Below are 13,340 nucleotides of genomic sequence, written 5' to 3' on the forward strand. Positions count from 1 at the left end.
CGGTGGAGCATGTGGTTTAATTCGAAGCAACGCGAAGAACCTTACCAGGTCTTGACATCCTCTGACAACCCTAGAGATAGGGCGTTCCCCTTCGGGGGACAGAGTGACAGGTGGTGCATGGTTGTCGTCAGCTCGTGTCGTGAGATGTTGGGTTAAGTCCCGCAACGAGCGCAACCCTTGACCTTAGTTGCCAGCATTCAGTTGGGCACTCTAAGGTGACTGCCGGTGACAAACCGGAGGAAGGTGGGGATGACGTCAAATCATCATGCCCCTTATGACCTGGGCTACACACGTGCTACAATGGATAGAACAAAGGGTAGCGAAGCCGCGAGGTGAAGCCAATCTCATAAATCTATTCTCAGTTCGGATTGCAGGCTGCAACTCGCCTGCATGAAGCTGGAATCGCTAGTAATCGCGGATCAGCATGCCGCGGTGAATACGTTCCCGGGCCTTGTACACACCGCCCGTCACACCACGAGAGTTTGTAACACCCGAAGTCGGTGGGGTAACCTTTTGGAGCCAGCCGCCTAAGGTGGGACAGATGATTGGGGTGAAGTCGTAACAAGGTAGCCGTATCGGAAGGTGCGGCTGGATCACCTCCTTTCTAAGGATATTGTCGTAAAGACAATCGGAACACTGTCCATTTGGTCAGCGATGTTGTACGCTTGTTTGTTTAGTTTTGAGGGAGCAATTCCTCAATTCTATGTTTGCTTCTGCGCCGCAGTAGTTCGAGGAGGTTACTTCTCAGCTCGTCGCAAGGCAGCATGAAGTTAAGCCGAGATGCAAATCACGATGTGATTGAAATCAGAGGCCTTGTTCTTTGAAAACTAGATAATCGTAATGAAGAAGGCAAAAGAAAGAACCGAGTAATCGCCATTTNCCTAAGGTGGGACAGATGATTGGGGTGAAGTCGTAACAAGGTAGCCGTATCGGAAGGTGCGGCTGGATCACCTCCTTTCTAAGGATATTGTCGTAAAGACAATCGGAACACTGTCCATTTGGTCAGTGATGTTGTACGCTTGTTTGTTTAGTTTTGAGGGAGCAATTCCTCGAAAGTTTGTTCTTTGAAAACTAGATAATCGTAATGAAGAAGGCAAAAGAAAGAACCGAGTAATCGCCATTTTAGTTTTCTCTCTTATTGAATAAGAGAACAACCAGGTCAGTGATGACCACATGGTTAAGTTAGAAAGGGCGCACGGTGGATGCCTTGGCACTAGGAGCCGATGAANCGGAACACTGTCCATTTGGTCAGTGATGTTGTACGCTTGTTTGTTTAGTTTTGAGGGAGCAATTCCTCAATTCTAAGTTTGCTTCTGCGCCGCAGTAGTTCGAGGAGGTTACTTCTCAGCTCGTCGCAAGGCAGCATGAAGTTAAGCCGAGATGCAAATCACGATGTGATTTAAATCAGAGGCCTTGTTCTTTGAAAACTAGATAATCGTAATGAAGAAGGCAAAAGAAAGAACCGAGTAATCGCCATTTTAGTTTTCTCTCTTATTTAATAAGAGAACAACCAGGTCAGTGATGACCACATGGTTAAGTTAGAAAGGGCGCACGGTGGATGCCTTGGCACTAGGAGCCGATGAAGGACGGTACTAACACCGATATGCTTCGGGGAGCTGTAAGTAAGCTTTGATCCGGAGATTTCCGAATGGGGAAACCCACTGTTCGTAATGGAACAGTATCTTTACCTGAATTCATAGGNATGAAGAAGGCAAAAGAAAGAACCGAGTAATCGCCATTTTAGTTTTCTCTCTTATTGAATAAGAGAACAACCAGGTCAGTGATGACCACATGGTTAAGTTAGAAAGGGCGCACGGTGGATGCCTTGGCACTAGGAGCCGATGAAGGACGGTACTAACACCGATATGCTTCGGGGAGCTGTAAGTAAGCTTTGATCCGGAGATTTCCGAATGGGGAAACCCACTGTTCGTAATGGAACAGTATCTTTACCTGAATTCATAGGGTATTGAAGGCAGACCCGGGGAACTGAAACATCTAAGTACCCGGAGGAAGAGAAAGCAAACGCGATTCCCTGAGTAGCGGCGAGCGAAACGGGATTAGCCCAAACCAGAAGGCTTGCCTTCTGGGGTTGTAGGACACTCTATATGGAGTTACAAAGGAACGGGGTAAATGAAGAGGTCTGGAAAGGCCCGTCAAAGAAGGTAAAAACCCTGTAGTTGAAACTTCGTTCCCTCCAGNATAGGGTATTGAAGGCAGACCCGGGGAACTGAAACATCTAAGTACCCGGAGGAAGAGAAAGCAAACGCGATTCCCTGAGTAGCGGCGAGCGAAACGGGATTAGCCCAAACCAGAAGGCTTGCCTTCTGGGGTTGTAGGACACTCTATATGGAGTTACAAAGGGACGGGGTAAATGAAGAGGTCTGGAAAGGCCCGTCAAAGAAGGTAAAAACCCTGTAGTTGAAACTTCGTTCCCTCCAGAGTGGATCCTGAGTACGGCGGAACACGTGAAATTCCGTCGGAAGCAGGGAGGACCATCTCCCAAGGCTAAATACTCCCTAGTGACCGATAGTGANGGCTTGCCTTCTGGGGTTGTAGGACACTCTATATGGAGTTACAAAGGAACGGGGTAAATGAAGAGGTCTGGAAAGGCCCGTCAAAGAAGGTAAAAACCCTGTAGTTGAAACTTCGTTCCCTCCAGAGTGGATCCTGAGTACGGCGGAACACGTGAAATTCCGTCGGAAGCAGGGAGGACCATCTCCCAAGGCTAAATACTCCCTAGTGACCGATAGTGAACCAGTACCGTGAGGGAAAGGTGAAAAGCACCCCGGAAGGGGAGTGAAATAGATCCTGAAACCGTGTGCCTACAAGTAGTCAGAGCCCTGTGCATATTTCTTAGGAGATATGCCGGGTGATGGCGTGCCTTTTGTAGAATGAACCGGCGAGTTACGATCCCATGCAAGGTTAAGTTGAGAAGACGGAGCCGCAGCGAAAGCGAGTCTGAATAGGGCGTCATAGTATGTGGTCGTAGACCCGAAACCAGGTGATCTACCCATGTCCAGGGTGAAGTCCAGGTAACACTGGATGGAGGCCCGAACCCACGCACGTTGAAAAGTGCGGGGATGAGGTGTGGGTAGCGGAGAAATTCCAATCGAACCTGGAGATAGCTGGTTCTCTCCGAAATAGCTTTAGGGCTAGCCTCATGTAGAAAGAGTCTTGGAGGTAGAGCACTGTTTGGACTAGGGGCCCTCATCGGGTTACCGAATTCAGACAAACTCCGAATGCCAAAGACTTATCCATGGGAGTCAGACTGCGAGTGATAAGATCCGTAGTCGAAAGGGAAACAGCCCAGACCACCAGCTAAGGTCCCAAAGTATACGTTAAGTGGAAAAGGATGTGGAGTTGCTTAGACAACCAGGATGTTGGCTTAGAAGCAGCCACCATTTAAAGAGTGCGTAATAGCTCACTGGTCGAGTGACTCTGCGCCGAAAATGTACCGGGGCTAAACGTATCACCGAAGCTGTGGGTGGACACCATCTGGTGTCCGCGGTAGGAGAGCGTTCTAAGGGCGTTGAAGCTAGACCGTAAGGACTGGTGGAGCGCTTAGAAGTGAGAATGCCGGTATGAGTAGCGAAAGATGGGTGAGAATCCCATCCACCGAATGCCCAAGGTTTCCTGAGGAAGGCTCGTCCGCTCAGGGTTAGTCGGGACCTAAGCCGAGGCCGAAAGGCGTAGGCGATGGATAACAGGTTGATATTCCTGTACCACCTCTTTATCGTTTGAGCAATGGGGGGACGCAGGAGGATAGGGTAAGCGCGCTGTTGGATATGCGCGTCTAAGCAGTTAGGCTGGTAATGAGGCAAATCCCGTTACCGTAAAGGCTGAGCTGTGACAGCGAGGGAAATTAAGTACCGAAGTTCCTGATTCCACACTGCCAAGAAAAGCCTCTAGCGAGATAAATGGTGCCCGTACCGCAAACCGACACAGGTAGGCGAGGAGAGAATCCTAAGGTGAGCGAGAGAACTCTCGTTAAGGAACTCGGCAAAATNAGCAGTTAGGCTGGTAATGAGGCAAATCCCGTTACCGTGAAGGCTGAGCTGTGACAGCGAGGGAAATTAAGTACCGAAGTTCCTGATTCCACACTGCCAAGAAAAGCCTCTAGCGAGATAAATGGTGCCCGTACCGCAAACCGACACAGGTAGGCGAGGAGAGAATCCTAAGGTGAGCGAGAGAACTCTCGTTAAGGAACTCGGCAAAATGACCCCGTAACTTCGGGAGAAGGGGTGCTCATTTGGGTGAATAGCCTAGATGAGCCGCAGTGAATAGGCCCAGGCGACTGTTTAGCAAAAACACAGGTCTCTGCGAAGCCGCAAGGCGAAGTATAGGGGCTGACGCCTGCCCGGTGCTGGAAGGTTAAGAGGAGGGGTTAGCGCAAGCGAAGCTCTGAATCGAAGCCCCAGTAAACGGCGGCCGTAACTATAACGGTCCTAAGGTAGCGAAATTCCTTGTCGGGTAAGTTCCGACCCGCACGAAAGGCGTAACGATCTGGGCACTGTCTCAACGAGAGACTCGGTGAAATTATAGTACCTGTGAAGATGCAGGTTACCCGCGACAGGACGGAAAGACCCCGTGGAGCTTTACTGTAGCCTGATATTGAATTTTGGTACAGCTTGTACAGGATAGGTAGGAGCCTGAGAAGCCGGAGCGCTAGCTTCGGTGGAGGCGTCGGTGGGATACTACCCTGGCTGTATTGACATTCTAACCCACGCCCCTGATCGGGGCGGGAGACAGTGTCAGGTGGGCAGTTTGACTGGGGCGGTCGCCTCCTAAAGAGTAACGGAGGCGCCCAAAGGTTCCCTCAGAATGGTTGGAAATCATTCGTAGAGTGTAAAGGCAAAAGGGAGCTTGACTGCGAGACCTACAAGTCGAGCAGGGACGAAAGTCGGGCTTAGTGATCCGGTGGTTCCGCATGGAAGGGCCATCGCTCAACGGATAAAAGCTACCCCGGGGATAACAGGCTTATCTCCCCCAAGAGTCCACATCGACGGGGAGGTTTGGCACCTCGATGTCGGCTCATCGCATCCTGGGGCTGTAGTCGGTCCCAAGGGTTGGGCTGTTCGCCCATTAAAGCGGTACGCGAGCTGGGTTCAGAACGTCGTGAGACAGTTCGGTCCCTATCCGTCGTGGGCGCAGGAAATTTGAGAGGAGCTGTCCTTAGTACGAGAGGACCGGGATGGACGCACCGCTGGTGTACCAGTTGTCTTGCCAAAGGCATCGCTGGGTAGCTATGTGCGGACGGGATAAGTGCTGAAAGCATCTAAGCATGAAGCCCCCCTCGAGATGAGATTTCCCATAGCGCAAGCTAGTAAGATCCCTGAAAGATGATCAGGTAGATAGGTCTGAGGTGGAAGCGTGGTGACACGTGGAGCTGACAGATACTAATCGATCGAGGACTTAACCAAATATAAGGCGATACTCAGCTTTCTTCTTCTTTATTACATTATCTAGTTTTGAGGGAACAAACCTCAAAATAGTCTGGTGGCGATAGCGAGAAGGTCACACCCGTTCCCATACCGAACACGGAAGTTAAGCTTCTCAGCGCCGATGGTAGTTGGGGTTTTACCCCTGTGAGAGTAGGACGCTGCCAGGCATACGAAGAACAGCTAATAGAGCTGTTCTTTTTTTTGTTTCTTTGTCCGGGAGGATCAGACAATTTTTTGACTATGATAAAAATAGAATGTATGAAGATGGAAAGGTAGTAGGTCAGGGAAGCAAGTTAGAGAGGCCTGGGTATACGATGTACACTAGAACCTGATCGAAGGCGGCTGTAGAAATCCACCGCTAATTTCCGTCAAATCCAAGGCATTTGAATCCCTCCCTGTACGGGCAGGCAGATAAAATTCTTGTCAGCGTGAGAATTCATATACCAATTGATGTGCTAAAAATGATTCGACTACTAGGGGTTTTAGTTGTGGAAGATTTGGTGTTGATGTTGTTGATGGTATACAGGGAGTACGGATAAATAAACATTCTTTCTTATCCTTAATTCAGTAACCAGTAATCTGTACAATAAGCGGAGGATTTACCGTTATGCTGCAGAATAGAGAGCTCAGTTCGGGATATAAGCGGAAGTTTTCCCGTTAAGTAAGCCAAAATGATCGGTTTTCATGTTTCTGACTTAAATAGGCGGAATCTTTCCCTTTATTTAAGCTAATTTCCGTTCTTTTTTCTAAATAAGAGGAATTTCTCCGCTTATTTATTAACCATGCAGATTCCAATCGCTAGCCGTGCGAGTCCGCTCTTTTATGGTAGGGGTTAAGCAGACTATTGAAGAAGAGAATGAACCGCTATTAAACAAGGAATAAATTAGCTGAAGAATCGCTAATGGACTACCGGGATGCTGAACTCCATAATATTGGTATAAGATATGTCTCCGAGTTTTGCTAATTAACTTACCAATTTGCTTTTTAACGGTAGTGCGAATTACTATACGAATTCGTATTTTTACTTCAAAACAAAATCAGATATATATGACTTTAACAAGCTTTGTAAGCAAGGAGATCACTAACAGGTAATTTCTATATACGAGATGAAAATAAGCAGTTGGGTTTTACCCCTGTGAGAGTAGGACGCTGCCAGGCATACGAAGAACAGCTAATAGGGCTGTTCTTTTTTTTGTTCTTTGTCCGGGAGGGCAAGACGATAGTGAACAGCTAAGATAGCTGTTCTTTTTTATATTCACTTTTTTAAAGATTCATTTAAAGACTTTCAGTAAAAAATTATCAGCACAAACGAAGCGCAGACAAACTGACCTTGCCTTATTTTATTCAGTACAAGATTTATTACTTTTAGATATTATGGCCAATCCCTTGATTTCCACCGAAAAATTTTTACAGAGAGTTTTAGTTTTTTTCAGGAAAAATAAGGGTAGAAAAGATAAATACAACCTTATTGCGGGTTTTGACAATAATGTATTTGGAGAGAATAATACTGATTTGCTTTCATTGCATCATGAAAAAAAATTATGTATAATTAAAGTCAAAGATAGTCAAAGTCAGATAGGGGGAGGTTAAGTGAGAAATATATCGGATATCATAGAGAGATACTTGAAGGAAGTTCTCGAGATGAATGAACAAGAAATCGTTGAAATTAAAAGAAGCGAAATCGCCGATAAATTTCAATGCGTGCCATCCCAGATTAACTACGTAATCAATACCAGATTTACTATAGAGCGAGGCTATATTGTAGAGAGCAAACGTGGAGGCGGCGGCTACATAAGAATTATGAAGGTCCATATGCACGATCACGCCCATTTAATCGATCAGCTGTTGTCCTTAATAACACACAGGATTCCGCAAAATAGCTCGGAGGATGTAGTCATTCGCTTAGTCGAGGAAGAAGTTATAACACCAAGAGAAGCGAAAATTATGCTGAGTGTACTAGATCGGTCGGTCATTTATATAGACCTGCCACAACGTGATGAACTGCGCGCAAGAATGCTAAGAGCCATGTTAATGGCTTTAAAATATAAATAAAGTAGATAGCACGCTGGAGAGGTGAGAGGATGATCTGTCAGGAATGTAATGAAAGACCGGCAGCCTTGCATTTTACTAACTATACAAACGGTGAAAAAACGGAAATGCATTTATGTGAACGCTGTGCACAGGAAAAGGGCGAATTGTTTATGATGAATCAGGGAGATGGTTTCTCAATTAATAATTTATTAGCCGGACTTCTAAACATAGAGCCTGCTTTTCCAAAAACAAAGCAGAGCACGTTTCATCAGGAGGAAGTTATCCAGTGCCATGAGTGTTCGATGACTTTTCCCCAATTTGTGAAGATCGGAAGGTTTGGATGTGCTAATTGTTACGAAACGTTTAAAGAGCATTTAAGTCCAATTATTCGAAGGCTTCATAGCGGAAACGCCAAACATAATGGGAAAATACCAAAGCGAATTGGCGGAAACCTGCATTTAAGAAAGAAGATTGAGGAGTTAAAGCTGAATCTGAAGGATTTGATATCCCAAGAGGAGTTTGAACAAGCAGCAGAAATGCGTGATCAAATTCGTTCCTTAGAAAAAGAGTTGACCGATTACCAAGGGGGAGGGAATTAAGATTGTCTTTAGAGCGCTTTATTAGTCAGGCTGTCAGCTCATGGATGAGTGCAGACGGTCCAGACTCAGATATCGTTCTGAGTTCCCGGATTCGATTGGCGAGAAATTTAAGTGAATTTACATTTCCGACAGTTTTTAAAAATGAAGAGGCCAAACAGGTCAGTGAGACCATTGAAGAAAGATTAAATAATGAAGCCTTTTCAGATAAGAGTCAACTGGAGTTTTTAAAAATGGATGATATTCAGCCTCTGCAAAAAAGAGTGCTTGTCGAAAAGCATTTAATTAGTCCCCATCTGGCGGAAAACTCAACGCATGGAGCTTGCTTATTATCAGAGAATGAAGAGTTTAGCATCATGGTGAATGAAGAAGATCACATCAGGATCCAATGTCTGTTTCCAGGCCTTCAGCTATCAGAAGCATTGAAAGCAGCCAATAAAATTGATAACTGGCTGGAAGAACAAGTTAACTATGCGTTTGATGAGCAATACGGATATTTAACTTCCTGCCCTACGAATGTGGGGACTGGCATGAGGGCTTCTGTGATGATGCATCTCCCAGGACTTGTATTAACACAGCAAATGAACCGTATCGTTCCCGCGATTAACCAGCTCGGTCTAGTTGTAAGAGGAACATATGGAGAAGGCAGCGAAGCGCTTGGGAATATCTTTCAAATTTCAAATCAAATTACGCTAGGTAAATCGGAAAGCGATATTGTTGAGGATTTGAATAGCGTAGTCAGCCAGATCATCGCACAAGAAAGGTCTGCACGGGAAGCATTAGTAAAAACTTCAAACATACAATTAGAAGATAGAGTATACCGTTCATACGGGGTCCTCGCAAATAGCCGAGTCATTGAAACGAAGGAAGCTGCGAAATGCCTTTCCGATGTCAGGCTGGGTATTGATATGGGTTATATAAAAAATATATCCAAAACAATTTTAAGTGAATTAATGACCTTAACACAGCCCGGATTTTTACAGCAATATGCCGGCGGCCCTTTGAGGCCGAATGAAAGGGATGTTAGACGGGCTGCTTTGATAAGAGAACGAATTCAAATGGAAACTCAAAACGAATTGGGAGGATAAGCACATGATGTTTGGACGCTTTACTGAAAGAGCTCAGAAGGTATTGGCATTGGCACAGGAAGAAGCAATTAGGCTAGGACATAATAATATTGGAACGGAGCATATCCTGCTCGGTCTCGTTCGAGAGGGCGAGGGAATTGCAGCCAAAGCTCTATACGGCTTAGGTTTAGGTGCAGAAAAAATTCAAAAAGAAGTTGAAAATTTAATTGGAAGAGGCCAAGATGCCTCACAAACAATTCATTATACCCCACGTGCTAAAAAGGTAATTGAATTATCAATGGATGAGGCAAGAAAATTAGGCCATTCCTATGTGGGTACTGAGCATATCCTGCTTGGATTGATTAGAGAAGGCGAAGGAGTTGCAGCCCGTGTACTAAACAACCTCGGGGTAAGCTTAAATAAGGCACGTCAGCAAGTTCTTCAGCTTCTTGGGAGCAATGAATCTGGGGGCCATCAGGGTGGCGGGGCTGCTAATGCAAATACGCCAACGCTAGACAGTCTTGCCAGAGATTTAACAGCGATCGCAAGGGAAGGCAGTCTCGATCCTGTGATAGGACGGAGCAAGGAAATTCAAAGGGTAATTGAAGTGTTAAGCAGACGGACAAAAAACAACCCTGTGTTAATCGGTGAGCCTGGGGTCGGTAAAACAGCAATTGCTGAAGGTTTGGCCCAGCAAATCATTAACAATGAGGTTCCTGAGATTCTTCGGGATAAGAGGGTAATGACATTGGATATGGGTACCGTTGTAGCAGGTACAAAATATCGTGGTGAATTTGAAGACCGGTTGAAAAAGGTAATGGATGAAATCCGGCAGGCTGCAAATATTATCCTCTTTATAGATGAGCTCCATACATTAATCGGGGCAGGCGGGGCAGAAGGTGCAATTGATGCTTCGAATATTTTAAAGCCTTCTTTAGCTCGTGGAGAACTGCAATGTATTGGTGCAACAACTCTAGATGAGTATAGAAAATATATTGAAAAAGATGCAGCCCTTGAACGGCGTTTCCAGCCGATTACAGTAGATGAGCCTTCATCTGAAGAGTCTGTTCAAATATTAAAAGGACTTAGAGACCGGTATGAAGCCCATCACCGTGTATCAATAACAGATGAAGCAATTGATGCAGCGGTAAAACTTTCAGATCGTTATATTCCGGATAGATTCCTGCCGGACAAAGCGATAGACTTGATTGATGAGGCTGGTTCTAAGGTACGGTTAAGGTCCTATACGACTCCTCCAAACCTGAAAGAGCTCGAGGTTAAGCTGGAAGAAGTTCGAAAAGAAAAAGATGCTGCTGTCCAGAGCCAAGAGTTTGAAAAGGCGGCTTCATTAAGAGATACAGAACAGCGATTACGTGAACAGCTTGATGGCACGAAAAAAACTTGGAAAGAAAAACAAGGCCAGGAAAATAGTGAAGTAACTGTTGAAGATATTGCGAGCGTAGTCTCAAGCTGGACTGGAATTCCTGTTTCCAAGCTAGCACAGACAGAGACGGATAAGTTGTTAAAACTCGAAGAAATATTACATTCTCGAGTAATTGGGCAATCAGAAGCGGTTGTAGCTGTTTCCAAGGCTGTAAGGCGTGCGCGGGCAGGGCTTAAAGATCCGAAGCGCCCAATTGGGTCCTTTATCTTCCTCGGACCTACGGGTGTAGGTAAAACTGAATTGGCGAGGGCATTGGCAGAGTCAATGTTCGGTGATGAGGATGCAATGATTCGCGTCGACATGTCCGAGTATATGGAAAAACACTCGACCTCCCGTCTTGTTGGTTCTCCTCCCGGATATGTAGGATTTGATGAGGGCGGTCAATTAACAGAGAAAGTACGCAGAAAGCCTTACTCCGTTGTTTTACTCGATGAGATTGAAAAGGCCCATCCGGACGTTTTCAATATTCTTCTTCAAGTGCTTGAAGATGGACGTTTAACGGATTCTAAGGGCCGTACCGTTGATTTCCGGAATACAATTGTGATTATGACATCGAATGTAGGTGCCGAGGCGTTAAAGCGGAATAAATATGTAGGGTTCAATATTCAAGATGGTGCCCAGGATTATAAAGATATGAAAGGCAAAGTAATGGAGGAGCTAAAAAAATCATTCCGGCCGGAATTCCTTAACCGGATTGATGAAATAATTGTATTCCATTCACTTGAAAAGCCGCACTTAAAAGAAATTGTTACATTAATGTCTGAACAGTTGAAAAAGCGGTTGAAGGAACAAGATATTACCCTTGAATTAACAGAAGCTGCTAAAGAGAAAATTTCTGTTGAAGGCTATGATCCTGAATATGGTGCAAGGCCGCTCCGCAGAGCGATTCAAAAGCATATTGAAGATCAGCTTTCAGAAGAGCTGTTAAAGGGAACAGTCCTAACAGGGCAAAGTGTGACAGTTGATGTTGAAGGTGGAGAATTTGTGGTGAAAACTCCTAAAGAGGTTGCTAAACAATAAGCATTTTGAGTGCTAGAAAGGGGGGTATACGTGATTTAAATCCGTGTACCCCTTTTTATAGTTATGAAGAGAAGATTTTTAAACAGGCTGTTCTTAAAAGAAAGTTCCGGTGTTCAATTTTTTAAAAAAAGGATTATTATAAGGATTAACGGGAATGTTTCTTTAGGGTGTAAAATATAATGAGATTCGTGAAACTATAAGAACAGCACTACCGTATTATAGATACGTACAACTTAAGCAAATTTGTCACGCAGGTAGACCGTTCTACAGTGCTGCATTTTTGGCCTTATATCTAATCTGCTAGAAGGCTGGGATTATTAACCAGCTGTTCGCTTTTCTATATGAAAGGAAGAATATTAATGGCTAAACGAAAAACAAAATTTATGTGCCAGGAGTGCGGATATGAATCTCCGAAGTGGATGGGAAAATGTCCTGGGTGCAGCCAATGGAATAAAATGGTGGAAGAAACAGAGGTAACTGGAAAAACACGAAGAGGGGCCTTTGCTCATTCTGGGGGTACTACGGTTGCAGTCAAACCCACACCGATTACATCCATTGAAACAATAAGTGAACCACGTATTAAAACAGATTTAAATGAGTTTAATAGGGTACTTGGCGGAGGGGTGGTACAAGGATCGCTCATATTAATTGGCGGAGATCCTGGAATTGGGAAGTCAACGCTTCTGCTGCAAGTGTCTTTTCAGCTCGCAAAAAGGGAACACTCTGTCTTATATATTTCCGGGGAAGAGTCAATGAGACAGACGAAATTGAGAGCTGACAGGCTTGGAGCGACCTCAGAACATTTGCTCGTATATTCCGAGACGAATTTAGAGGAGATTAATCGCACAATTGAAAGTACAGATCCTGACTTTGTCATTGTTGACTCAATTCAAACTATTTATCATCCAGATGTAACCTCTGCTCCAGGGAGTGTATCACAGGTTCGAGAATGTACGTCAGAGCTGATGAGAATTGCGAAAACAAAAGGAATTGCAATTTTTATCGTAGGGCACGTTACAAAAGAAGGCTCAATTGCCGGGCCGCGTTTATTGGAACATATGGTGGACACGGTTCTTTATTTTGAGGGAGAACGGCACCATACATACAGAATTTTACGGGCTGTTAAAAACCGCTTTGGATCTACAAATGAGATGGGTATTTTTGAAATGAAAGAGCTAGGCCTTGAAGAAGTAGCCAATCCGTCTGAAATATTTCTGGAAGAGCGATCTCAAGGAGCAGCCGGTTCAACGGTTGTTGCTTCAATGGAGGGTACGAGGCCGGTTTTAGTTGAGATACAGGCTCTGATATCCCCGACCAGTTTCGGTAATCCAAGACGAATGGCGACAGGGATCGACCATAACCGAGTCTCCCTTCTGATGGCGGTCTTGGAAAAACGAGTTGGTTTGCTTTTACAAAATCAAGACGCCTATTTAAAAGTAGCTGGGGGTGTAAAGCTTGATGAGCCGGCAATTGATTTAGCGATTGTTGTCAGTATAGCTTCAAGTTTTAACGATAAACCAACCAGGGCTACGGACTGTATCATAGGCGAGGTTGGTCTTACTGGAGAGGTTCGAAGGGTTTCGAGGATTGAACAAAGGGTTCAGGAGGCTGCGAAGCTCGGTTTTGAACGAGTTATTTTACCGGAAAATAACCTTAGCGGCTGGAGCGGACCAAAAGGAATAGAACTGATTGGTGTTTCATCTGTCAGCCAAGCGCTAAAAGTCACACTAGGGGGATAATA

Annotated in this window: 5 protein-coding genes and 3 rRNA genes; all 8 read left to right on the forward strand. The window is 45.1% G+C overall.

Annotation, left to right across the window (positions count from 1 at the left end):
- Window positions 1–604, forward strand: a 16S ribosomal RNA gene (locus HRJ06_RS18610); the annotation flags it as partial.
- Between the two features lie 1,189 nt (window positions 605–1,793).
- Window positions 1,794–5,420, forward strand: a 23S ribosomal RNA gene (locus HRJ06_RS18615).
- 72 nt (window positions 5,421–5,492) lie between these two features.
- Window positions 5,493–5,608, forward strand: a 5S ribosomal RNA gene (rrf, locus tag HRJ06_RS18620).
- A 1,474-nt stretch (window positions 5,609–7,082) separates the two neighbouring features.
- Entirely contained in the window at window positions 7,083–7,493 is a 411-nt protein-coding gene (locus HRJ06_RS18625) for a CtsR family transcriptional regulator (protein ID WP_197970029.1), read from the forward strand.
- Window positions 7,494–7,522: 29 nt separating this feature from the next.
- Window positions 7,523–8,071 (forward strand): protein-arginine kinase activator protein McsA, encoded by a 549-nt coding sequence (locus HRJ06_RS18630; protein ID WP_174734485.1) that lies wholly within the window; start codon window positions 7,523–7,525, stop codon window positions 8,069–8,071.
- A gap of 2 nt (window positions 8,072–8,073) precedes the next feature.
- Complete coding sequence (locus HRJ06_RS18635) at window positions 8,074–9,156, forward strand: protein-arginine kinase McsB (RefSeq protein ID WP_174734486.1); 1,083 nt, start codon at window positions 8,074–8,076, stop codon at window positions 9,154–9,156.
- A 4-nt stretch (window positions 9,157–9,160) separates the two neighbouring features.
- Window positions 9,161–11,599 (forward strand): ATP-dependent protease ATP-binding subunit ClpC, encoded by a 2,439-nt coding sequence (gene clpC, locus HRJ06_RS18640; protein ID WP_174734487.1) that lies wholly within the window; start codon window positions 9,161–9,163, stop codon window positions 11,597–11,599.
- Window positions 11,600–11,958: 359 nt separating this feature from the next.
- Complete coding sequence (radA, locus tag HRJ06_RS18645) at window positions 11,959–13,338, forward strand: DNA repair protein RadA (RefSeq protein WP_174734488.1); 1,380 nt, start codon at window positions 11,959–11,961, stop codon at window positions 13,336–13,338.
- Window positions 13,339–13,340 lie beyond the last annotated feature (2 nt).

Origin of the sequence: Mesobacillus harenae (assembly GCF_013343715.1) — a bacterium.
Lineage (GTDB): Bacteria > Bacillota > Bacilli > Bacillales > Cytobacillaceae > Mesobacillus_A > Mesobacillus_A harenae.